This is a genomic window from Olegusella sp. (genome assembly GCF_057238325.1).
In genome coordinates this window covers 1-24,022 of record NZ_DBHHGF010000002.1, presented here as the reverse complement: position 1 = coordinate 24,022, position 24,022 = coordinate 1, and the positions used below count along the sequence as shown (strand labels likewise).

The window sequence follows — 24,022 nt, the reverse complement described above, 5'->3', positions numbered from 1 at the left end:
TGCTCAAATTATACGTCTTACACAGGAAAACCTCCCCTTGCGTTTGACAAATGTTAGCCACGGGAATAAATGCCCTAAAGAAACAGCAAAATAGCTTTTCTACGTCTCTGACAAATTTGCTTTTCTACTCATGGTAGGGTGCTTGTGTGAGAGGAGGTACACCCATGAAGGAAGTCGATGATACTCAAAAGCAGGACGAGCAGAACACCTCGTATGCACTAAGTGCAGACGATGAGCTTGCGCGGCGTCTACTCTCGCTTGTTCTTGCCTTTTCCAATGCGTCAGCTCCCCTCAGCTCTGCTTATGTACAAAAAGAGTATTACCCTACCCTCACTGCTGAAAGTTTTAGGCGGCAGTTTCATAGAGATCGTGAGCGTTTGCTGACGTGTGGACTACTACTCCACGAGGCCAAAAAGGGTTGGTGGGTTGCAGATGAAACTTCATTTGCAACAGAAGTCAGCTTGGATCCTGATGAACTATTGGCACTTGATTTGACTTTGTCACAACTCGCCAATGATTCAACGTTTCCCTATAGCGACGATCTGAGATATGCGTTAGCAAAGATAGATTCGGATTATTCGAAAGTTTCTGCGGCTCGTTTTTCTCTTACTACCACCAAGCAAAACAGGCAGCTCAATATACTTTTGCATGCCGCAACTCAACATCATCCAGTTCAGGTGCAATATGTATCAGCTCTGGGTGAAAAAAGTGAACGACTTCTTGCTATCTATGGCGAATTTGGCTTGCGGGGTCATATCTACTTTGTAGCTGCTGACCTCGATGAAGACCTAACGCCAATAACTACAGAACCACATACATTCCGGGATGATCGCTTTTTAAAGGTTCGTGAGTTACGTAATAAAACGTATGACATCCCGCGCAACTTTAATGCAGCTCAATGGCGTAAACTCCCCTTCCAAATTGGCAACAAAAGCTTTGAGATCCAATTGCTCCTTGGACCTGCTGCGGGAGAAGAGGCGATGCGCGCTGCTCAAAACTACGGGACCTATACCTCAACTGAACGGGGTCTTGTGTGGACTGTAGAAGCAGCTGACCTTGAGGCTGCAGCGTGCTGGAGTGTAGCCGAAGGCCTTATTCCCCAGCAGCCCTCCGAACTCGTGTGCTGCTGGAAAGCACTGCTTGAGGAGGCGCTCATATAATGGCTTCTGTTCAACACCAAGGTGCCTTGGAACAAACGCGCTCGCTCGTAACACTTGCAGGAGCACTCACAAAACATGGTGATTGTCTCAATGCTCAGGTAGTTGCTTCACGCTTGGGACTATCAATTGCACAAGCCCAAACGCTCCTTGAGCTGCTCATGCAAGCTGGTGGAGAGGACTCCCAAACAATACTTCCCCTTGTCAGCGCTAAGACAGGAGATGTTGAGCTTTTTAGTCCTCTCTCTGGTGCGGTCCATGGCCGCCCTTTGCGTCTGACTAATCAAGAGGCACAGGCGTTAGATACTGCTTTTGAACTTATTGGACTCAGTGGCCAAGATTTTATACGCAGAGAAATTACTAAGGCTTACTACCCCCAAGAGATTGCCCAAACAAGCAGTACTCATACAGCGACCCACATCAAAGAAGATCTTTCTAAACGCCTTGACGCCATCTCCGAAGCCATCGTTGCTCAAGTCGCTTTGAAATTTGACTACCAAGCAGTAAATGGTTCTACCATCACACAGAGTACTCGCCATGTTGGTCCTCTTGCTTTGCGTTACAACCAAGAACGTTGGTATCTCGATGCTTTTGACTTAGATAAAGCAGCTAAACGCTCGTTTAGAGTTGACCGAATGAGTATGCCTGTCACTACTGAAGGTAGCTGGGACAAAGAAATTATTCCTACGACTGCACCGCAACAGGTTGAACTAGTCTTTAACGACCAAAACTGCCTCAATCTATTCACATGGCCAGAGCTCAAGATTAAGTCCCGTCGTGGGTCACGCATAAGAGCGAGTATTCCTTGGTATCAAAATTCAAATTGGCTTCCTCGAAGGCTCCTTGCCTGCGGAAAGCATGTTGAGACCGATAATGCCCAGCTCATTGATGCGATTAGGCATTGTGCCAAAGAACTGCTTGCGCAAGCAAAATCTCAGGAGTCCTAATGAGTTTTGCACCATGTTTCAATAAAGCACCCTACATTGTTGGTCGAAAGTCGTTGCACATTATGAGAAGGTAGAGAGTTTATAAACTGCTTGCCATACCGCTTACTCACAAGACGCGAATCCGCTAATACCAATACCCCTGTATCACTCTTTGTGCGTATCAGTCGTCCTGCGGCTTGTTTAACTGTCAACACTGCTTCGGGTAGAGAGTGTCGCCACCAGCTGCGCTCTTCTCGAAGGTCGCGCTCTTGCACTAAAGGATCTCGAGGATTGGCAAAAGGTAGTTTAGGGATAACAACACAACGCAAAGTATCTCCAGCCGCATCAAAACCCTCCCAAAATGACCTGAGGGCAAGCAACGACTGCTGTTTATTGGCAAGGAAACTATCTCGTAAAAGCCTGGTTGAAGCTCCTCGTTCTTGACAACGCAAATCCAAACCTTCAATCGCTAAACGGGGCCTGAGTTTGTCAAAGGTCGCCTCCATATCGCGACGATTGGTAAAGAGCGTTAGTGTCGAACCACCCATAGCTATATGAACATCAAAAAGCAGGTCGCATAGATAATCAATATAGCCAAGCTCGTTTGGTGCAGGCATGTCTTGTGCTACCACAACAGCCATGTTGCGATCAAAATCAAAACTTGAGTTCATTTGAACATCGCGATGGGCAGTTTTGGGAATACGATCAAACCCTACTGAACAATCAAAATGCTCAAAAGAAGAGCCAACGGTCATTGTTGCAGAAGTAAAGCTCACTGAGTTCATCTCGGGAAGCCATCTCTCCGCTAAATCTGCACCGATATCAAGCTTTTCTGCACGTAGACGCTCGGTTCCTGCATCGCGTCTACGGCTAGGCAGATCGGCTGAATAGACATAATTGGTATCAGTCCCTGCCAAAATGAGCTTTAGCGTTTCAAGCAACTCGGGCACAAAGCGCACTGCCTCTGCAAGCTCAGCTCCTGCCTTGGCATTGGATGCCGTGAGTGCATCTACGACTGCTTTTGCTGCACGCGTACATTCATCAAGTGCATCAATGGCTATTGTGCCAGTAGCATCAATCTCCTTCCAAAGCCTACCCGCGCGTAACTTTTCATCAATCCAAACACTCGTGCGCTCATACATACTTTCGGTAGAATTTCCCGAACGACTAAGAGTGCCAACCGCCTCAAAAAGTGCAGACACCGCTACTGCAGAGCGAGATGCGGTGGCTGCCAGTTTTGTAAGCAGGCGAATAGACAAGGTGGGGTCTTCGCTTTGTCCTGCTTCAGCCAATAAAGCTTTGATAACTCCTGTGCGTGAGCTGCCCAACAATTCAAAAGAAGTACGTAATTCCTCGTAAGAGGCTTCTTTTGCCCACTGCTTACGAGCCTCATCTTCAAAACCATGTGCCTCGTCAATGACCCAATGGCGAATGGGCGGCAAAATATGTCCTTCTGCCTCTACGTCACGCAACAGCAGTGAATGGTTGGTCACCACAATATCTGCCGCTGCAGCACGACGACGAGCACCAAAAACAAAACACTCATTGGGATAGTAAGGGCAGCGATTGCGTAAACAACGGGATGAGCTCGTTGTGAGCATTTGTCTAGGAACAAAACGCCAACGTACACCCAGAGAATCCAAATCTCCTTCAGGAGATTGACAAGAGTAGCTATATGTCACTGCAAGCGCTGTCAGCATCTCTGAAGCGGTTGTCTGCGTAGATTTGTTAGTTTGAGCAACTGCATCTACTGGCAAATCGCCCATTGTGGCGCGGTCAAGGCACAACAAACAAGGATAGTGTTCATAACCTTTAAGGCTGGCGTAGCTCAAACCGTTGGGCAGAGACTTTGCAAGTGCTGGCAGTTCGTGAGAAACCAGCTGGTCGGTAAGGGCATTTGTTTTGGTAGCAACACCCATACTGATATTGTTGCGCTGTGCAAAAAGCACTTCAGGCAAGAGATAGGCAATAGACTTACCAACGCCTGTACCAGCCTCAATAGCGCGATGAGTAGAACTTGACAGAGCTTCTGCCAGCTCTTTTGCCATAATTATTTGCTCGGGTCGCTGCTCATAGGCATCATACATCCGTGGCACAATGCCATCTTTGGCAAAGGCAGCCTCTACCTCTCCCCCATCAAGCGGATGCAGCTCAAGCAACTCTGCAGCATCTTCATGTGGCTGTATATATTCACTATCAAGCAAATCCATACGTGCCGTTTTAAGATGAAAAGAGGATTGCTCCTGCTCAAGAGATAGATGTTTTAATATCGGTCGATATTGCCAATCAACCTCTTCATGCATATCTGCTAAAAGAGCTAATAAACCTTTTGGTAAATCACAAAGTGCCAAAAGTAAAATACGCCAAAGTCCACAAAGAGCGTCAACATCATCGGTTGCCCTATGTGTCACCGCATCACAACCAAAGGCTTGTGCCATTTCTTGTAAACGATGCGACTTGAGACGTGGTAGTGCAATTCTTGATAACGCGAGTGTATCAATCCAGTTATTACTTACCTGATAGCCGCCTTGAACCTTCTCAATAAAAGTTCGATCAAAAACGGCGTTATGTGCCAAAACAGGCTGTCCCGCAACAAAGCGCACTAACTCTGCTACTGCTTGCTTTGCATTTGGTGCATCAGCAACATCAGCAGCCGTAATATGCGTAAGTTTTACAATCTCGGGAGGAATTGGCTTTTTGGGATGCACAAAGGTATCAAAACGCTCTACTATCTCACGCCCCGAAATACGTGCTGCGGAAATCTGGATAAGCTCGCAATCGCGAAAAGACAGTCCTGTTGTCTCGGTATCGAGTACAACCATATCCTCTTCAAGCAGACCAAAGCTTGTCTCTTTGACACGCTGTTCAAGGCTAAGATATTTCTGCGCGATACGCTCGGGAGTACCTGGAACTAACAGGTCTCGCACAAGCTCTTCGTGGGGTTTTGACACACTATGCTCCAGCTCTTTTACAAGTTTTTGGTATCTTGCTTACTCTTGCTTACTGCTTGTCATATCAGTATGTGCCTCAAAGGCCAATTCAATAAAATAGCGGCACAAATCAGGGAATTCGATTCCGCCATGACGTGCGGAATCAGGCAGCAAACTAGTCTCGGTCATACCAGGAATGGTATTGGTCTCAAGGATGACCGGGGTACCGTCGGCACGCACAATAAAGTCACTGCGCGACGCACCCAGACAACCAAGCGCTTTATGAGCAGCAACAGCCAACTCTTGAGCGCGTGCATAGACGGCCGCCTCAAGACGAGCAGGAATCACATGGTGCATTGAGGATGGCTCATATTTGACTTTAAGATCATAAAATTCAGCACCTGTTACGATTTCGACTACGGGCAATGCACGAGCCTGTGTGTTACCAATAACAGGCACGGTGATCTCTATACCCTCAATGCATTGCTCGACCAACACACGATCACCTTGTTTGCCAGCGAGCTCAATAGCTGCAGCAAGCTGATTTGCGGCAGTAACACGAGTTATGCCGTAGCTCGAACCATTGGCAGCTGGTTTGACAAAAAGCGGCAAGCCTAGTTTTTCTACCAGCTGATTAAGTTGTTCTTCTGTAGGAATGAGATTATGTGCAAGCGTGACACCTTCGGGACAAGGAATATGGGCTGAACGGTATACGTCTTTTGCCATATCTTTCTCGGTACCTACTGCAGATGCAAGAACACCCGAGAAGGTATACGGCATATGAAGAATCTCTAGCAGTCCCTGAATACATCCATCCTCGCCAAAATGACCATGCATAGCGATGAACGCAACGTCAAAACCACCGCGTGATAGGCGCTCTACAAATCCATCTTCGGCGACATCCAACAATTCAACGCGGGCAAAACCTGCCTGCTGTAAAGCTTTTGCACAGGCACGACCCGAATCCAGAGAAATCTCTCGTTCGTCTGACCAGCCACCAGCAAGAACTGCTACTCGACTATCCAAAACATCTCTCTTATCCATGAAGATAGCTCCTCATATACCCTCACGCTGCCCAGCTTGCATTAGACTGCCATCGTACGCAAGCGCTGCGGACGGGCAGTTAGTCTTAGAGCATACTCCTGTCAAGCCAGCGACCGGCGCCAAGCGAAGCTGTGAGGCAAGAAAACATGCAAGACCCCATAACCAAGACGAATATTCGTTCCCTAAGTCATAGTGAGTTGCAGGAATTATTTGTAGATCTAGGCCAATCTTCTTTTCGAGTAAAGCAAATCGAGGAGTGGATTTGGGAGAAAAACGCTCATGATTTTGATGAAATGACTAATCTACCCAAATCTTTACGCGAAGCACTGAAAGAGAGTTGCACACTTGGCGGCGTTTCTGTTGTAGCGCGTCAGCTTTCAGGTGATGGTAGTCGCAAATATCTACTTCGCTTCCCTGATGGGGTCTCCGTCGAGTGTGTGGGCATGCCTTCTCGCGGTCGTCTTACTGTTTGTGCTTCTACACAGGCGGGCTGTGGCATGGGTTGTGCTTTTTGTGCAACAGGAGCAGCAGGCCTTACGCGCTCCCTTAGCTCATCTGAGATTTATGAGCAGGTAATGCATGTTCGCGACGATTTTGGCAGCCGCGTCACCAGTGTAGTCATGATGGGTCAGGGTGAACCATTTGCAAACTACGACGCAACTCTCGCTGCTTTGCGCAAGCTTAACTCCCCTGATGGTGCTGGTATAGGAGCGCGCCATTTAACGGTATCTACCTGCGGAATCATTCCTAATATTATCAGGTTTTCAAAAGAGCCTGAGCAGTTTACCTTGGCGGTTTCCCTACACTCTGCAGTCCAGATCACCCGCAATATGTTGATGCCTGGGGTGAAGCGCTACTCACTTCTACGTCTCTACGATGCTATGGGTGAGTATGTTGACCGTACTGGTCGCCGTCCTACTTATGAGTACGCTCTTATTAAGGGTATTAACGATAATGATGGTGAGTTAGGGGCACTTTGCGATTTTTGTCGTGACAATCTCGCACATGTCAATATTATCCAGCTTAATGCGGTTAAAGGATCTCGTTTTTCTCCTGTGTCTGAGGCTCGCGCTCAAGAATTTGTCCGTGCCCTCAACAAAGTTGGCGTCGAAGCAACTATCCGCAATTCCAGAGGTGCTGATATTGATGCAGCGTGTGGACAGCTACGCCAAAATTACGATAAATAATGGCCTATAGAAAGAAACTCTATAGGCCATCTATGCAAACATATGTTCTGTTGTTAGAACCCTAGCTTTTCCCATTGAGCTTGGGTTCTTTTTATATTTTCAGGATAAGACTCCTCGACAACAATTCCCTGTCGTTCTTCTATTGAATTTTTTATATTCGCAAAGCTATCAACTATCGTTTTGACGGTTTTTTTTGCTTGCAATTTTGCTTCAGGTGTTAATAGCAATTGATAGGCAGCAAAGCTAGATACTCCAAGAATAGCTAAGGTCCAAATCCTTAGTTTAACTTTCTTCATGATTCTCACCCACCATGGCACTGCGACTCAATTGTTCAACAATGCGCGCTAAATCATCCTCAGAAGAAAATTCTATCTCGATTTTATTTTTATTACGGACATGCTTTACTTTGACGCTCGTATCAAGTGCCAACCGTAACTGTCGTGCAGCACGTTTAAAAGATTGAGGTGTTGGTTGGCGGTGCACAACGTTTGTCTCTGTATTGCCAGAAAAGAGCGGAGCAAGTCTTTCTGTCTGGCGAACCGTCAAATTATCTTTTATAACTTTTTCAGCAAGCCTAATCCTACCGTCTTCATTAGGTACAGCAAGAATTGCACGAGCATGACCTGCAGTTAATGACCCTTCTGCCATCATGTCTTGTACGTCTTTTGGTAAATCCAAAAGACGTAGTGTGTTAGCAATTGCAGAGCGCGACTTCGAGAGGATCTGTCCCAATTCCTCTTGCGTTAATCCATCTCTATCTATGAGTTTTCGATACCCCTGTGCTTCCTCCATAGGATTTAGATCAGAGCGTTGCAAATTCTCAATGAGGGCTAATTTAAAAACCTCATCATCGCTAATCTCACGGATAACTACAGGTAAGTTTTTAAGACCTATGCGTTTTGCAGCCTGATAACGGCGCTCACCAGCAACAATTTCGTAGTAATTTCCTTTTTTACGTACTAAAAGTGGCTGAAGAATACCATTTTTTTCAATCGAATCCGCAAGTTCTTGTAATGCAGATTCATCAAAGTTCTTTCTTGGCTGATTCTTATTAGGCTTTATATCTTTTAATGAGAGCTCAGTTGTTGGAATCGTACCAACTTCCGCATTTGCTTCTCCCATAAGTGACTCTAAGCCTCTACCAAGTCCTGACTTTCTAGCCACGACGCACCACCTCTCGTGCCAATTTTGAATATGCAAGGGAACCAGTGCTCAAATGAGCGTACATAGATACCGGAAGTCCATGGCTAGGAGCTTCAGAGAGTTTAACGTTTCTCGGAATAATGGTTTTAAATACCTTATTCCCAAAATATTTACGTACCTCTTCAACTACTTGATTTGAAAGGGTTGTCCGACGATCGTACATAGTCATCACAACACCAAAAACATCGAGATTAGGATTGAGACGACTTTTTACCATTTTCATAGACTCAAGAAGTTTAGTAACACCTTCAAGTGCGTAAAACTCACACTGAATAGGTATGAGCAAAGAATCCGATGCAACTAATGCATTAATAGTTAACAAGCCAAGTGATGGAGGACAATCGATGAATACATAGTCAAATTCGTCTTTTATCTCTGAAAGAATCGTTTTAAGAATGGATTCACGTGCAATAGCCGAAACGAGTTCGATTTCAGCACCAGCAAGTTGAATGGTTGAGGGAATGAGAAATACTTTTGGTTCGACGGTATCTAGTACGAGCTTATCAATAGGAAAATCTTGCAGAAGTGCATCATAGATATCTTCTGTAAGGTCATCTTTTTCAATACCATAGCCACTTGTTGTATTTCCTTGGGGATCTAGATCAAGAAGTAATACTTTTTTTCCTTGTTCCCCAAGAGATGCTGCTAAATTAACGGCAGTAGTGGATTTCCCAACACCACCTTTTTGGTTAATAATTGCTAGAACTTTGGCATCTCTATCAGGAAACGCTCTTTTTACATCTTTAAAAGGCACTATTCCTCCTTTAATCTGTATTTAGTGCTCGTTTAAAGTAATACTGTTTCACGTGAAACATATTTCCACTCACTATAGTAATAGAAGCATGAGCTTTTTTGTTTGATTGTTTCACGTGAAACGTTTACTTTTTACTCCTTAGGACATAAAGGATGATGTTGAGCAACTCCCACATTTCTTGGCATTTTTATCTTTGCTTTTCCTGTTTTTTGATAGACAAAAATACTACGAGTGCCTGCGTTGTGAGGAAGTTCAAGTGTTTCACGTGAAACATAGGTCATTCCACATACATCAGCTGCATAGATTGAAGTATTAAATTCCTCGTCAGTGGGCACTGCTTTCATGACAATAAGATAGCTAGATTGAGAAAGTAGAGGCGAAGCATATTCAATGAGGGTACTCATCTGAGATACCGCTCGAGCTAAAATAAAATCAAATTTTTGCGACTGTTTTTTAGCCAATTCTTCAGCACGTATTGCCTGAGCAGAACAATTATCAAGTTCAAGTCTATCAATAAAGTACTGTACTTCTTTGATTTTTTTTGCAGTGGAATCAATGAGAGTAAACTGAGCTTCAGAACAGATTGAGAGAGGAATACCAGGAAAACCAGCTCCTGTACCAATATCCAAACAATGAGACTTTTCAGTTAAACCCAAATCTTGAAGAATGGTTAGGGGAGTTAAAGAATCCAAAACATGTTTATCAATACCTTCCTGCCAGTCCACTATACGTGTAAGATTTATAAACTGATTTCTCTCAATAACCAATTCAAGATGTTTTAAAAGCTTCTTTGCCTTCTCATTACTCAACTGCACACCATACTGTTGTGCTTCTTGTATAAGCATGTGAATATCTTGTTCTGTCATCTCAAACCTCATATCTCATGACAAAAATCTGTGTAGCAAGGATTATTGTCACAACATCGATTTATTTCATAAACAAAAATATTGTGCCATAAAAAAAGACCCTTCCAGAAGAAGGGTCTTTTTACCTTTATATAAAGTACTGGGCTTATATTCCATTCTTTACATAGGTAACAACTACGTGGCGATCAAAGTCATCGCCCTCAGAGTGAGTAGCAACCTCAGGATCTGCAACAAGTGCGAGATGTATGATACGACGCTCATACGCAGACATAGGAGGCAGAGAAGCACGTCCATGCTGCCGCTTAGCACGGGCGGCAGCATTATGAGCAAGAGATTGCAGCTTTGCACGACGGCGAGACTTATAACCCTCAATATCAACAACTACAGGGTAATGAAAATGTAAAACATTGCTGAGATATGCGGTAAGCAGAGATTGTAAAGATTCGAGCGTCCTACCATGACGTCCAATCAATACTGCTAAATCTCCGCCACTGACATCTAAAATCAGCTCGCCTTCATCACCTTCATATTCGTCGATGGCAATATGGTCTTCACCAAAGAAAGAAAGAAGACTGCGCACATAGGCAACTGAGATATCGGCAATAGTATCCAGCTCGGACTCAGTCAGAGCAATACCACTTTCATAATGCTCTTTGAGACTTGCATACTGATCAACAGTATCTGAGCTCTGCACAAGTTCTTCTTCCATTGAATCCTCCTGCAAAAACCCAGGATAAAATACCTGGACTAACAGCAATCTACACCTAATAACGACAACAGATATAAAGCAAACTACTTAGATTTTTTATGTTGACGGGGTTTATATTCGCGCCTAACAACCGAGATATTATTTTGGACACCTTGTGCTTCAAGTTTTGCTTGGGTTTCTGCTTTGACTTGATCCATTACTCGTTGCATCACTAGTTTCTGCTGGACAACCTGCCAAATAGCAGACGTGTCGTAGTACAAAATAACTGCTGCAGGCAGACCCCAACCAACCCAAACCATCATGAGTGCCATAACAACTCCCATGATAATCATCTGATTGCGTTGTTCTTCGGGAGTATTACCCGCATTCATCAACATAGGAACAAGCGTTAATACGCCAAAGAGAAGTACAAGGAAGATATAGACAGCCGCAGCAGCAGAGCCACCCGACGCCAACATAGAAGCTGCAGACGCAGAAAGTGACGGCAAAATACTTAAGAAGTGAGCTGTCTTGGGTACCTGCTTCGCCACAGTAAATAAAGCAAAAAATACAGGCATCTGCAGAAGAATAGGCAGACAACCTCCAAGCGGATTAAACTTGTTGTCGGCATAAAACTTCTGCATTTCTTTTGCCTGACGTTCAGGATCATCGGCATAGCGCTCCTGAATATCCTTCATGAGCGGCTGGAGAGCTTGCATCTTTGCAGAAGATGCAGTCGATTTAGTCATCAATGGCACCAAAATAATACGGATGATGACCGTTAATACGATTACTGCAATACCCCAGTCACCAGTAAGTCCGGCAAGTGAGTCCAAGATTTGGTACAAAAAACTAACGAACCAATCCCACATATTTCCTCCGAGCATCGCTTAGGGCACAGGATCGAATCCACCTTTATGAAAGGGGTTACAACGAAGAATACGCCGCAGGGCAAGCCATCCGCCTTTTAGGACTCCATAACGCTCAATAGCAACCATCGCATATTCAGAACAGGTAGGGCTATATATGCATGCATCTGGAAGAAGGGGAGAAATAAAACGCCTATAAAACCCAATGATAAAGAGAAATGCTCTTTTCATCATGGGATATCCCCTATATTCCAGACTTGCGGAGTAGCCCCGTGAGCTCGTGAGATATATCTGCAGGATGAGAATCTGCAGTAGCGTCAGTAGCAAATAAAATTACTCTGGCGCCTGCTCGAGGCAAGCCACAAAGCCTTGCTGCTTCTCGTAATACACGTTTGCATCTATTGCGATGAACAGCAGTTCCTAGCCGTTTTGCTGCAACAAAGGCGACCTTAGATGGGTCGCCTTCATCTCCCTTCAAGACGGCAATTCTCACAAGTCTGCCGTTATAACGACGACCTGAAGAAAACACCGTACTAAATTCCTGCTTGGATTTGATGGTATCCATCAGTAATTAGACAGTGAGCTTCTTACGTCCCTTGAGACGACGACGAGCTAGTACAGCACGACCACCCTTGGTAGCCATACGAGCACGAAAACCGTGAGTCTTGGCGCGCTTGCGCTTGTTGGGCTGATACGTACGCTTCATGATGTTCCTTCCAGGGCCAAGCGGCCAAATCGACAAAGCTAAATGAGCTTTCAAATTGTAGGGTCTACCTGCACGTGTGTCAAACGAACCACAAGCTCTCCTTGCATTAAGTACTTCTTTTCAAGAAAAGTTTCTTTCTGATATTGCAAAAAAAGTTCCAAAAACGTGCAAAAAGGTGAAAAAACCTCTGCAAAATGATATGATTTTTCAGCAATTATTTCTTTTATTACAAGAGGTTATCAACAGTGTTTCTTAATTGATGAAAACTTTCTTTCGTATTTTTTCTTGAATGAAACTTTTCAACCATGGAAGAAAAAATGTTGATTGGTGCCATATGAGGATTGGAGAGCACATGTCACACGCGTTCTACCCATTCGTGGAGAACGTGGAGTCTCCTGCGGATCCATCCCAACAAAACCTTGAAGAAAAAATTGTATTAAATGCCTCTGAAGTGCATTTTCCTGCACGGATAGCAATATATGACGATGCAGCCGCAGCACCACGCGTAGTTATTGTTGAACCTGCAGATGTACGTGCCTATCTTGAAGAGATAACAAAGGAAGTGACGCAGCTTTCTCATCAGCAAGGTGGCAGTATTCCGTTTATGGTTATTCGTGAAGTTGTTGAAAACCTTATTCATGCCTACTTCATTGAACCTGCAATCTCTATTTTGCCTGGTGGTAATACTATTCGTTTTTCTGATCAAGGTCCTGGCATCAAGGAAAAAGAACGGGCCATGGAATACGGCACCACATCTGCTACCGATGAGATGAAAAAATATATTCGTGGCGTTGGTTCTGGTTTGCCTTATGTTCAACAATATCTCTTGGATAAAGGTGGTTCTCTTCTTATAGAAGACAATATGGGCCGTGGCACTATAGTTACCATTTCCATGGGTACAGCTATCAGCAAAGAAGATCTTTCTCGCCCACAAGTTCGCCCAGCACCGATAAGTCCTAGCTATGCGCAAACGTACGTCCCGGATGATGTACCAGATATTGCATCCCCTCGTCCTCGTATCTCGGATCGAGGACAACTCATCTTGGCATATCTTAAAAACCATGAAAGTGTAGGTCCTACCGATTTGGTAAACGCCTATGGTCGTTCAGTCTCTACCTGGTCGCGCGAACTACAAACCCTTGATGAAAGTGGTTTGACTTATAAACAGCGAGGTGGCCAAAAACGACTATTAACTGAAGCAGCTCACCGACTTCTCAACAATTATTAGGGTTAGTCATCTTTTTTAGCCTATACTAGCGGTACTTTTCAACATTTTTTAAGACAGGGGACTCATGACTGAGGAAAAAATGACTGATGCTGAGGCATTATGGGCTGATGTCATCACGCTTCTAGAGGAGCGTGATATGAATGCAGCCACTCTTGCTATGCTACGCAGTTGCACCCCAGCAGACCTCACTGAAGACTCACTTATCATCGAAACTGAACTTTCTTTTGCGCGTCGCAAAATCGAGCGCGAACAACCACTAATTGAAGAATGCTTAAGTGCTGCTGCTTTTCAACCCATGACACTCGATGTACGTCTGGGCCGTAATAATCCTCATCAAAACTCGGCTATTAACCTTCCTCAATCTCAGCCAGAGCCTGATCCTCTTCCTATCACCCCAAACCAGCCAGAATATGTTCCAGATGTACCAAAGAAAAATTCTCGTCCGAGTAATTTTTTGGCGGAGGACATACCTGAAACCGATTCAAAACTCACCTTTGATCGTTTTGTAGCTGGTGAAGAAAATATTTTGGCCTTTGAAGCGGCAAAACAAGTCGCAAATGGCATTAATAAAAGTTATAACCCGCTTTTTATTTACGGAAAAAGTGGCTTAGGAAAAACTCACTTACTCCGCGCGATCCAAAATTATATTGCTGCCAACGATTCCACACGACTGTGCGTTTATCGCTCGGCATCGCAGTTTGTGGAAGATTACCGCACCTCAATGAACGATCCTTCTGCGCCCCCTCGATCTGCTTTGGCACGTAGTTATCAAGACGTCGATGTACTTATCATTGATGACATTCAAAATATGCAGACTGCTGCAGGTACTATCAGGTTTTTCTTTGAAACCTTTAATGCGCTAGTAAGCCATGGTAAGCAAATCGTATTAGCAGCTGATCGTAGCCCCTCACAACTAGGTATGGGCGAAAGTAAGTTTGACGAGCGTGATACAAGCCGTATGGATTCAGGTGTCACAGTATCTATCCAGGTGCCTGATTATGAGCTCAAACTAAACCTCGTTAACGCTTTCTATGAGAGCATGCGCTCTGATGCGTCAGAAGAGCATATTCAAGGTATGGATGGAACAATCTCTGAAGACCTTCGTCGTTTAATGGCTGACCGTGCCGGCACGTCTATTCGACTGATTAAAGGTTTTGTACAGTCACTTTTAATGCTTGCTCATCAAAAAGAGAGTCGTGGGGGAGCGTTAAGCCGTGAAGATGTCATTCGTGCTTCTCAACAAAAGTGGCCTACAGGTCAAAAAATTGTCACGGTAAGTCACATTCAAAAAGCTGTAGAAAGCTATTACGATATTTCTCACGAGGACTTAGTTGGTTCAAAGCGAAATAAAGAGTTGATGGAACCACGTCATGTCGCTATTTGGCTCACAAGGGAGATGACCGATAACACACTTGCAGATATTGGCAAAAAATTCGGCAATCGTACTCATGCCACTGTCAAGCACTCCATAGCATGGGTTGAAGATATAAAAGCTAAAGATCGCCTTTTTCATGACCGTGTTGACTCGCTCCAAAATGATATTAGCGCCAAGGCATAAAAGCAGTTTTGTAGAAAACTACGTTGAGGAAAGGTTTGAAGAAGTAGAAAGAATTACTCACTTTGACTTCAAAGTATTTTTCTGTTGATGATGTTGAAAGATTGTTATGAGTCACAACTAAAAAAGAATGGCTTTGTACTGGTGATTTATAAGTTTTTCTACTTTTCTACAGGCATTACTAATTCTATTAGTCCTTATTTATATAGATATATATAAGTACTCAAGCGTGGGAGGTTTGATATGAGGTTTTCGGTCAGTCAGTCTGCATTGGATGTAGCTCTCTCAGTAGTCTCAAAAGGTTTAGCGACAAATTCAACTCTCCCTGTACTTTTGGGTATTTATCTCAAAGCTGAAGAAGGTACCTTAACTCTTCAGACAACAGATCTCACTATTTCGATTCGTCATAAGATTCCAGCTAATGTCGAGGAACCAGGAGAAACAGTTGTTTCGGGTAAGATGCTCACAAACATTGTGAAAAATCTTCCTGATGCAGCGGTTAATTTTGACGCAACCCCTCATGGTTTGACTATCAGTTGTAACCGTTCGAGTTTTAATCTTCATGCGCTTGAACCTGCAGATTTTCCCGAATTCCCCGAATTTGAGTTGCAGAAATCTCTTGAATTACCCAGTGATACTTTGGGACAAATGGTCAACAAGGTGTATCGTGTGGCTTCAAAAGATACTTCTCGTGCAATCTTGCAAGGTATTCAACTGACAGTTGATAACAACACTATTCGTTTGGTAGCTACTGACTCATACCGTTTGGCGGTCTGTGATACTCACGTTGAAACAGGAGAAGAAGAATTTTCAGCTATCGTTCCTGGAACTATCTTCCATGAAGTATTAAGTTTGCCCTCAATGACTGACAAGTTGATGATTGGTACTACTGAAAATCAAGTAGTTTTTGTCTTTGGTACGACTACCTTTATTTCTCGCAGAATTGAAGGTAATTTTCCCAACTATAAGCAGTTGCTCTCGTCGTCCTGCACAACCAAACTTCAACTTTCAACTCAGAGCTTAAACGCAGCACTTCGAAGGGTATCAGTTGTTGCTACTACTAATCCTTCTGTTCGCTTTGATGTAGATGTTGCCGCTGGTATATTGCAGCTGACTGCATCTGCGCCTGATCAGGGTGAAGCTCATGAGACGCTTAATGTTGAAGCTGAGGGCGAAGATGTTGCTATTGCTTTGAATCATCGCTTTATTTCTGATTGTGTGAGTGCTGTAGGCGATGATGATGCATTGTCTTTGGAGCTTGAAGGTTCTATGCGTCCAGGAGTCTTTAAGAGCTATGGCGCTATTAACTATCTCTATCTCTTGATGCCTGTCAGACTCTAAGGGATACGCGTGGGACTCAAGGTACATAAGTTAAAACTGCAAGATTGGCGCAGTTTTAAAGAAAAGGAGCTTATTTTTTCTCCTAGGGTAACGGTTCTTGTGGGGCCGAATGCCGTAGGAAAGACTAATACTATCGAGGCACTACAGCTGCTTACCGCGGGTTTTTCTTTTCGTAAACCTACGCCTGCACAATTAATTAAACAAGATACGGATAGTGCGCAAATTGCTGCAGAGCTTACAGGTGGTGGACGTTTTATCGATGTAGTATGCCAGGTCAAAGGAAATAGGCGGAGTTTTTTTACTAACAACAAAGCATGTAAGGCGGGGGATATGCCTCGCTCTTTGATGTCTATTCTTTTTAATCCGGATGATTTGTCTTTGGTAAAAGGTTCTGCTCGACTACGTCGCGATGAATTAGATAATTTTGGCAAGCAGGCAGCAGTGGGGTATGCCAATTTGTTTAGCGCCTATCAACGTACGGTTGAGCAAAGAAATCGTCTCCTCAAAGATACTTATCCTGATTTTTCACTATTAGACGCTTGGGATGCTTCACTTGCTCTTGGTGGTGCAGCTCTTCTTGACGCACGACTACGTATGTTTCAGCGTCTTACAAATAAAATGATTCCCATTTATGAACAAATCTCTGATGGAGAAGAACTGAGTTGCCACTACATTTCTTCACTTTCCCAAAAAGATGATGACGATTTGGAACTAGGAAAACTCACTCGAAATGAATTAGTGGATAAGCTCACTCTTGCGCTTCAACAATCACGAGTAGATGATCTTCGTCGCCAACAGACACTTATTGGTCCCCATCGTGATGATGTCTTGTTTGAGATAAATGGACGTTCTGCACGTAACTTTGGATCACAAGGCCAACAGCGTTCAGTAGTGCTTGCTTGGAAAATGGCTGAAGTGGAAGTGGCAAAAGAGATTGTTGGATCGACACCCCTTTTGCTTCTCGATGATGTGATGAGTGAGCTTGATGAAAAACGTCGTCTAGCAGTGGTTAACTTTGTCCAAAAAGATATTCAAACGGTGGTAACTACGACAAACTTGGGATATTTTAACGACGAGTTACTTGAGCAAGCGGAGGTTATTCATTTTGAACCCCAACTATGAAGAATATGCTCGTCTTGAAGATCCACAGTTTCAGCCTACTGAAGTTAGTCATCTGCTTGAGCAAGTATTGGGTGTGAGTGCATTTTCTCGCGCAAGTCAGTTGAAGAGAGCAGCTCAGGCTTGGCATGAAGCAAATGGCGACCGTGAACGTGCACACACACAAGCAGTATTTTTGGCCCCACCCCGCGCTCATGCTTGTGCACCACGACTCGTAGTTTATGTCGACTCAAATGTTCTGCTTGCGGATTTCAAGACCAATGCTGAACTCTATCTTGCACGTCTCGCTAATTGGGGCCTTGAACTCTCTCATATAGATTTTCGTCTTTCAAGAGCGGCAGGAAGAAGTTCGGCGGAAATGGATTCTTCTCGAGAGAATAAGGGTGTGCATAACGCTAGATCAGCTGTGGAACCTAGTCCGTCTGAGCTTGCATACGTAGATGAAGTGACATCTGAAGTTCCTCTTGAGCTGAAAGAGCAAGTGCAACAAGCAATGCTTGCTTTCCTGATAAAAAATAGGGCATAAAGGTATAGCTACTGGCTAGATTTAGGGCAGTTACTGCCAATTTATGACCTTTTACCCTTACAAAATAAAAACATGGCAGTATTGAGCATCTGAGTGCCTAAAAGAAGTATTTAAAGGTAGAAATAAGTGGATTTTCTTTCCAGCCTGGAAGAAACCATAAATTAATGGAGTAATATAAAAGGGATGTTTCGACCCTGGAAGGGGGATTTGTGCCCACGAACAAGAAAAACGATACCACCAACAATTACGAAGCAACAGACATCAAAATTCTTGAAGGTCTTGAAGCTGTTCGCAAGCGTCCTGGTATGTATATTGGTACGACAAGTGCAGCTGGTCTTCACCATCTCGTTTGGGAGATTGTCGATAACTCTGTAGACGAGGCAATGGCTGGTTTTTGTAACAAAATTAAAGTTACCATTCATCCCGACAATTCAATTTCGGTTGAAGATAATGGTCGTGGTATTCCTGTTGCCAATCATCCCAAAAAACGTATGCCAACCCTCGAGGTTGTTTTGACCATTCTGCATGCGGGTGGCAAATTTGATAACAATGCCTACAAAGTTTCCGGTGGTCTGCATGGTGTAGGTATTTCTGTTGTTAACGCACTTTCTAAGCGTCTTGTTGCGCAGGTTAAGCGCGATGGTGGCATTTTTGAGATGGAATTTGCTCGTGGTAAGACCACCAAAAAGATGGAAAAAATAGGTAAGTCTAAGGCCACAGGTACTACTATTACGTTTTGGCCTGACGACATGATTTTTGAGACTACAACGTATAACTTTGATACCCTGCATGACCGTCTCCAAGAAACTGCATTCTTGAATAAAAATCTCAAGATCGTTTTGGTAGATGAGCGTGAATTAACTCCGCGTGTTGAGGAGTTTTGCTATGCCGGCGGTATCGTAGACTTTGTTAAGTACCTTAATAACGAGCAAAAAGTGCTTGAGAGATGTGCAACCCCTATTTATATCGAGGGTAAATCTGACCCAGATGCTCCTTTTAGTCAAAAAGGCGAGGTAGAAGTTGCGATTCAGTGGAATCAAGGCTATTCCGAGCACGTGATGAGTTTTGCAAATGACATTTTTACTGAAGAGGGTGGTATGCACCTTGAGGGCTTTAGAACTGCTCTCACAAAGGTAGTGAATGACTATGCACGCTCTCATAAGCTACTTAAAGAGAAGGATCCCAACCTTCAAGGTAACGACCTTCGGGAAGGCTTGACCGCTATTATTTCGGTAAAGCTTCCCGATCCGCAATTTGAAGGCCAAACCAAGGCAAAGCTTGGTAGTTCTTACATGCGCACCTTGACCAACAGAGTAGTTTCTCAAGGCATGGCTGAGTATCTTGAAGAACATCCAAATCAAGCAAAAGAGATCTTTAAAAAAGCCAATTCAGCTGCTAAGGATCGAATGGCCGCTCAAAAGGCACGCCAGGCAACACGCCGCAAAGGTCTGCTTGAAAGCGCAAGCCTGCCAGGTAAACTTGCTGACTGTTCAGTGCGTGATGCTGAAATGACAGAACTTTTTATTGTCGAGGGCGATTCTGCAGGTGGTTCCGCCAAATCTGCGCGTGACCGTTCCATTCAAGCGGTTCTTCCTTTGCGCGGAAAAATTTTGAATGTAGAACGTGTACAAGAGCATCGTGCCTTAAGTTCCGAGACAATTCAGTCTTTGATTACTGCAATTGGTACGGGCGTACCCCCTGAGTTTGATATTTCAAAGGCGCGCTACCACAAGATTGTTATCATGACAGACGCTGATGTTGACGGTGCACATATTCGTATTTTGCTGCTAACTTTCTTCTACCGCTTTATGCGACCTATGATTGATGCGGGCTATATCTATGTTGCTCAGCCACCGCTCTATCAGCTTAAACCTAAGGGTAAAAAGCACGGCAAGTATATTTATACTGATGAAGAATTAGCACTTGAAGCAAGTAAGTTTGAGGATGCCAGTAGATATACTGTCCAGCGCTACAAGGGCTTAGGTGAGATGGACCCTGAGCAGCTTTGGACAACCACTATGGATCCTAAAAATCGCATTTTGCTTAAGGTAACTATCGAAGATGGTATGGCAGCCGAGCGTGCAGTTGCCGATCTTATGGGTACCCAAGTAGAAAAGCGTAAGGACTTTATCCAGACGCATGCAAAGGATGTAAGGTTCCTCGACATCTAATGCACGACTAGTTGATAGAACCACACACCCATGCACGCCTGATAGAAAGGCCTAGGTTTTATGGCAGATGATCACAACACTCCTCCTGAGGATGACTTCGTCGATTTGACTAACGACGATTCTTATGAGGATGAAAATATTGAAGAAACCGAAGAGAACGATGAGGATGTCGATCTCATAGAGGATTATGACGAAGACAATCCATCTGCGACTCCAACTCTTGGTGGGGGAGCAGGTCTTGATCACACCATCTCTGATGAGGCGGGTACACGCCTCTCTTTAGTAGATATTCATGGTGGCACACTCAAACCCGCTGATATGGCTACCGAGATGAAAGCATCGTTTCTTGAGTATTCGATGTCAGTTATCGTTGCTCGTGCTCTTCCTGATGTTCGAGATGGTTTAAAGCCCGTTCAGCGCCGTATCCTCTACGCTATGAACGAAGCACATATTGTGCCTTCCCGTCCTCACAAAAAGTCCGCTTGGACTGTTGGTGAGGTTATGGGTAAATATCATCCCCATGGAGACTCCTCAATTTATGATGCAATGGTGCGTCTCGCTCAGGACTTCTCTATGCGTCTGCAATTGGTAGATGGTCACGGTAACTTTGGTTCTATTGACGGCGATCCCCCCGCAGCAATGCGTTATACCGAGAGTCGCCTTACGTATGCCGCGATGGAAATGTTGCGCGACATGGATAAGGAAACTGTTGACTCTCAGCCTAACTATGATGAGTCACTGCAAGAGCCTGCAGTTTTGCCTGCTCGTTTCCCTAACCTTTTGGTAAACGGTAGTCAAGGTATTGCTGTTGGTATGGCTACCAATGTTCCTCCTCATAATCTTGCAGAGGTTACCAATGCTGTCTGCATGATGATTGATAACCCTGATGTAAGCACTGATGAGCTCATGACGGTGTTGCCAGGTCCTGACTTCCCTACAGGCGGCACCATCATGGGTACTGATGGCATTCATGATGCATATGAAACTGGTCGAGGAACAATTACTGTTCGCGCCAAGGTTCATGTTGAGCAGCGCAAAAATGGTCGACAGCGCCTGGTAGTAACTGAGATTCCTTATCAGGTAAACAAAGGCACACTTCAGGAGCGTATTGCCCAGCAGGTTAATGAAAAGCGTATTGAGGGTATTTCTGATATGCGCGACGAGTCCAACCGCAAGGGTATGCGTATTGTTCTTGATCTCAAAAATGGTGCCGTGCCTCAGGTTGTCCTCAATAACCTTTACAAGCGCACCCAGCTGCAATCAAACTTCAATGTCATCAACATCGCGCTGGTAGATGGTGTACCTCGTACACTGACCCTGCGTCAGATTATTGGTCATTATATTGACCATCAAGTTGATGTGGTGACACGCAGAACTGAGTATGACCTTGCAAAGGCTCGCAAAGATTTGCATATTCGTGAGGGTCTACTTATTGCGGTTGATAATATCGATGAGATTGTTCATATCATCCGTAGCTCTCATGACGACGCAGAAGCCAAGTCTCGTATGCACGAGCGTTTTGGTATTGATGAGATTCAAGCAGAAGCAATTCTTCAAATGCGTCTTCGCCGCCTGACAGGTCTTGCGCGTGAGGAGCTTGTTGCACAGATTGAGGAGCTTCGTAGTCGTATTGCTTACTTTGAAGATCTGCTTGCCCATCATGACAAGATTTTGGGCGTTATCAAAGACGAACTACGTCAGATTTCTGATCGTTTCTCTGATAAACGTCGTACTCAGATTTCTAAGGTAGGCGCCCAGGATCTTGATGTTGAGGACCTTATTGCCGAAGAAGATATGGTTGTTACCGTTACTCATGGTAGCTACATCAAACGTTTGCCTGTAGCAACCTATCGTAGTCAAAAGCGTGGTGGTAAGGGTATTCAGGGTTTGTCGCTCAAAGAAAGCGACTTCGTTGAGGATATGTTTGTTGCCTCGACCCATGATTATGTGATGTTCTTTACCAACAAGGGTAAGGTGTACCGCTTTAAGGTTCATGAACTACCTATTGGCTCGCGTCAGGCACGTGGCTCTGCTTTGGCAAATGTTATTACATCTTTGTCTGAGGGCGAACGTCTGTCGGCTGTTATGGTCTGTCGAGAGTTCCCCTCTGATGAGTATCTGATGTTTGCAACAAAGTCAGGTATGGTCAAAAAGACTGCCATGAGTGCTTATGACAACAGTCGACGTGACGGTCTGATTGCTATTAACCTGAAGGATGGCGACGAGCTGGTGAGCGTCCGTCGTGTCCGTAAGGGTGAATTAGTAATTCTCACCTCTGACCTTGGTAAAACTATTGTTTTTGATGAGGATATAGTTCGTCCTACTGGTCGTGCGAGCGCTGGTGTAAAGGGTATTACTCTGCGTGGAGAAGCCAAAGTACTCGGCATGGAAATCTCCAACGGTCAAGGTGATCTCTTTGTTATCACTGAGAAGGGTTATGGTAAACGCACACCGATTAAGGAGTACCCGCTCCACAACCGCGGTAGCCAAGGTGTCTTTACCATCTCAATGAACGCTAAGAAGGGTGCCCTTGTGGGTTGCCGTGTAGTAGGCCCTCAGCACGAGCTGATGATTGTGACGGAAGCCGGCGTAATGATTCGCGTCAAGGCGACAGATGTTTCGCGTCTGGGTCGTGCAACTACTGGCGTGAAGGTTATGAACCTGAGCGAAGGGGATCGCATTTCTGCTGTAGCCCGTATGGTTGCTCATAAGAAAAAGGCAGCTCGTGCTGCGGTAGCAGGACAGGGTACACTCGATTTAGCGGCAGCTGGTGCACGTGATGCTGACGATGAAGAACCAGTCGACATTGGCGGCGAAGAGCAGCTTAACGAGGATCTTCTTGACGACGAAGAATAGGCTTTGAAGGGTGTCAATTTGGCACCCTTTTTTATTGTTCTTATAGTTTGTAATATATAGGGTAGAACCCGCCTTTCGGGCACGAGCGACGTTAGGCGGGTTCTTTGTAAAAAAAAACAGCAGCTTGGGATAGCTAATTTACAAACGTGCAGCAACGAATTTGCAAAAGTGTCTCAAGCTGTTTCTTTTTACTGAGTGAAGAAGTTTTTACTCATTGAAATCGTCAGCAGAGAGACTTTCAACAAAGTCGTGGAATTCTTTGAGCTCACGAGATTTTTCTTCTTTTTCTACTGCGTCAAAATCAGGTATTGTTGCTGTAGCAAGCACCGAATCATCCGCATAGATAGGCACTCCAGCACGTACAGCCAAAGCAATTGCATCAGAAGGACGACTGTCCACGTCAAAAGTTTGGCCGTTATGGTCACGCAACATGAGATTTGCAAAAAAGGTAGTTCCCTGAACGGCAACAATAGCGACCCCTACCAGCTCTGCTTCTAAGCGATCAATTACAGAAAGCATAAGGTCGTGGGTCTTGGGACGCTGTTCATGAGCTGCAACACCCATAGAAATGGAAGTAGCTTCAACCACACCAATACGTATAGGCAGCTCAGTAGCAAGACCCTCAGAGGGTTTGCGTGGTGCTAGAGTTACCAACGAGGCGATGGGGCCGCCACCGACAACAATTGCCTTTATGTCCATACGAATTAACACGCGAATTCCCTTCTATTGACCGGTTATGGTACCCCATGAGAAGAAGTTCAAAAATAGTTCATATTCAAAATTAATCTAAGGTGAAATGTAATTTCTTGTTGACAGGGGCCTGTAGCTGTAATAGGATACATTCTTGCGTTGGGCCCGTAGCTCAGTTGGTCAGAGCGTCCGGCTGATAACCGGGA

Annotated in this window: 23 protein-coding genes; 11 read left to right on the top strand and 12 right to left on the bottom strand. The window is 44.6% G+C overall.

Features of this window, described 5'->3' with window-relative positions; genetic code table 11:
- The first annotated feature begins 164 nt into the window (after positions 1-164).
- Positions 165-1,160 (top strand): helix-turn-helix transcriptional regulator, encoded by a 996-nt coding sequence (locus ACO5JD_RS02790; RefSeq protein WP_484987423.1) that lies wholly within the window; start codon positions 165-167, stop codon positions 1,158-1,160.
- Positions 1,160-2,104, top strand: coding sequence for a helix-turn-helix transcriptional regulator (locus ACO5JD_RS02785; protein ID WP_484987421.1), 945 nt, complete (start codon positions 1,160-1,162; stop codon positions 2,102-2,104). The genes ACO5JD_RS02790 and ACO5JD_RS02785 overlap by 1 nt, the downstream gene beginning before the upstream one ends.
- Here ACO5JD_RS02785 and ACO5JD_RS02780 read toward each other — a convergent pair.
- Positions 2,101-5,034 carry a helicase C-terminal domain-containing protein gene (locus tag ACO5JD_RS02780; protein ID WP_484987419.1) on the bottom strand — a complete coding sequence of 978 codons (2,934 nt, stop codon included), beginning with the start codon at positions 5,032-5,034 and terminating at the stop codon, positions 2,101-2,103. The two genes, ACO5JD_RS02785 and ACO5JD_RS02780, sit on opposite strands and share 4 nt — an antisense overlap.
- A 39-nt stretch (positions 5,035-5,073) precedes the next feature.
- On the bottom strand, positions 5,074-6,057 hold the full coding sequence (locus tag ACO5JD_RS02775) for a D-alanine--D-alanine ligase family protein (protein ID WP_484987417.1): 984 nt from the start codon (positions 6,055-6,057) through the stop codon (positions 5,074-5,076).
- Between the two features lie 146 nt (positions 6,058-6,203).
- Between ACO5JD_RS02775 and rlmN the strand changes: the two genes are divergently transcribed.
- On the top strand, positions 6,204-7,244 hold the full coding sequence (rlmN, locus tag ACO5JD_RS02770) for a dual-specificity RNA methyltransferase RlmN (RefSeq protein ID WP_484987415.1): 1,041 nt from the start codon (positions 6,204-6,206) through the stop codon (positions 7,242-7,244).
- A 53-nt stretch (positions 7,245-7,297) separates the two neighbouring features.
- On the opposite strand, the gene ACO5JD_RS02765 is transcribed toward rlmN, so the two are convergent.
- The 9 genes from ACO5JD_RS02765 to rpmH form a co-directional block, all read right to left on the bottom strand.
- Positions 7,298-7,540, bottom strand: coding sequence for a hypothetical protein (locus ACO5JD_RS02765; RefSeq protein ID WP_021625256.1), 243 nt, complete (start codon positions 7,538-7,540; stop codon positions 7,298-7,300).
- Positions 7,527-8,408: a ParB/RepB/Spo0J family partition protein gene (locus ACO5JD_RS02760; protein ID WP_484987413.1), complete on the bottom strand. Its 882-nt coding sequence runs from the start codon at positions 8,406-8,408 to the stop codon at positions 7,527-7,529. Before ACO5JD_RS02760 ends, ACO5JD_RS02765 begins: the two co-directional genes overlap by 14 nt.
- Positions 8,401-9,201 carry a ParA family protein gene (locus tag ACO5JD_RS02755; protein ID WP_484987411.1) on the bottom strand — a complete coding sequence of 267 codons (801 nt, stop codon included), beginning with the start codon at positions 9,199-9,201 and terminating at the stop codon, positions 8,401-8,403. Before ACO5JD_RS02755 ends, ACO5JD_RS02760 begins: the two co-directional genes overlap by 8 nt.
- Positions 9,202-9,332: 131 nt before the next feature.
- Complete coding sequence (gene rsmG, locus ACO5JD_RS02750; RefSeq protein WP_484987409.1) at positions 9,333-10,067, bottom strand: 16S rRNA (guanine(527)-N(7))-methyltransferase RsmG; 735 nt, start codon at positions 10,065-10,067, stop codon at positions 9,333-9,335.
- A 145-nt stretch (positions 10,068-10,212) separates the two neighbouring features.
- On the bottom strand, positions 10,213-10,776 hold the full coding sequence (locus ACO5JD_RS02745; RefSeq protein ID WP_484987407.1) for a Jag family protein: 564 nt from the start codon (positions 10,774-10,776) through the stop codon (positions 10,213-10,215).
- Between the two features lie 83 nt (positions 10,777-10,859).
- A complete protein-coding gene (locus tag ACO5JD_RS02740; RefSeq protein ID WP_035437922.1) occupies positions 10,860-11,627 on the bottom strand; it encodes a YidC/Oxa1 family membrane protein insertase in 768 nt (255 codons plus the stop codon).
- A gap of 18 nt (positions 11,628-11,645) precedes the next feature.
- Positions 11,646-11,858 (bottom strand): membrane protein insertion efficiency factor YidD, encoded by a 213-nt coding sequence (gene yidD, locus ACO5JD_RS02735; RefSeq protein WP_198009682.1) that lies wholly within the window; start codon positions 11,856-11,858, stop codon positions 11,646-11,648.
- Between the two features lie 10 nt (positions 11,859-11,868).
- Positions 11,869-12,189: a ribonuclease P protein component gene (gene rnpA / locus ACO5JD_RS02730; RefSeq protein WP_484987405.1), complete on the bottom strand. Its 321-nt coding sequence runs from the start codon at positions 12,187-12,189 to the stop codon at positions 11,869-11,871.
- A gap of 6 nt (positions 12,190-12,195) precedes the next feature.
- Entirely contained in the window at positions 12,196-12,330 is a 135-nt protein-coding gene (gene rpmH / locus ACO5JD_RS02725) for a 50S ribosomal protein L34 (RefSeq protein ID WP_021625248.1), read from the bottom strand.
- Positions 12,331-12,406: 76 nt separating this feature from the next.
- On the opposite strand from rpmH, the gene ACO5JD_RS02720 reads away from it, so the two are divergent.
- From ACO5JD_RS02720 to gyrA, 8 genes are all read left to right on the top strand, one after another.
- Entirely contained in the window at positions 12,407-12,586 is a 180-nt protein-coding gene (locus tag ACO5JD_RS02720) for a hypothetical protein (protein ID WP_484987403.1), read from the top strand.
- Positions 12,587-12,706: 120 nt separating this feature from the next.
- The gene (locus ACO5JD_RS02715) at positions 12,707-13,558 is read left to right on the top strand and encodes an ATP-binding protein (RefSeq protein ID WP_484987401.1); all 852 of its coding nucleotides are present in this window, start codon (positions 12,707-12,709) and stop codon (positions 13,556-13,558) included.
- Between the two features lie 64 nt (positions 13,559-13,622).
- Entirely contained in the window at positions 13,623-15,116 is a 1,494-nt protein-coding gene (locus ACO5JD_RS02710; RefSeq protein WP_484987399.1) for a DnaA ATPase domain-containing protein, read from the top strand.
- A 240-nt stretch (positions 15,117-15,356) separates the two neighbouring features.
- Positions 15,357-16,454, top strand: coding sequence for a DNA polymerase III subunit beta (gene dnaN, locus ACO5JD_RS02705; RefSeq protein ID WP_484987397.1), 1,098 nt, complete (start codon positions 15,357-15,359; stop codon positions 16,452-16,454).
- A 9-nt stretch (positions 16,455-16,463) separates the two neighbouring features.
- Entirely contained in the window at positions 16,464-17,576 is a 1,113-nt protein-coding gene (recF, locus tag ACO5JD_RS02700; protein WP_484987395.1) for a DNA replication/repair protein RecF, read from the top strand.
- Positions 17,536-18,099, top strand: coding sequence for a hypothetical protein (locus ACO5JD_RS02695; RefSeq protein WP_484987393.1), 564 nt, complete (start codon positions 17,536-17,538; stop codon positions 18,097-18,099). Before recF ends, ACO5JD_RS02695 begins: the two co-directional genes overlap by 41 nt.
- 209 nt (positions 18,100-18,308) lie before the next feature.
- Positions 18,309-20,270 carry a DNA topoisomerase (ATP-hydrolyzing) subunit B gene (gene gyrB, locus ACO5JD_RS02690; RefSeq protein WP_484987391.1) on the top strand — a complete coding sequence of 654 codons (1,962 nt, stop codon included), beginning with the start codon at positions 18,309-18,311 and terminating at the stop codon, positions 20,268-20,270.
- Positions 20,271-20,330: 60 nt separating this feature from the next.
- Entirely contained in the window at positions 20,331-23,126 is a 2,796-nt protein-coding gene (gene gyrA / locus ACO5JD_RS02685) for a DNA gyrase subunit A (RefSeq protein ID WP_484987389.1), read from the top strand.
- 207 nt (positions 23,127-23,333) lie between these two features.
- On the opposite strand, the gene ACO5JD_RS02680 is transcribed toward gyrA, so the two are convergent.
- Positions 23,334-23,825 carry a bifunctional nuclease family protein gene (locus ACO5JD_RS02680; RefSeq protein WP_484987387.1) on the bottom strand — a complete coding sequence of 164 codons (492 nt, stop codon included), beginning with the start codon at positions 23,823-23,825 and terminating at the stop codon, positions 23,334-23,336.
- Positions 23,826-24,022 lie beyond the last annotated feature (197 nt).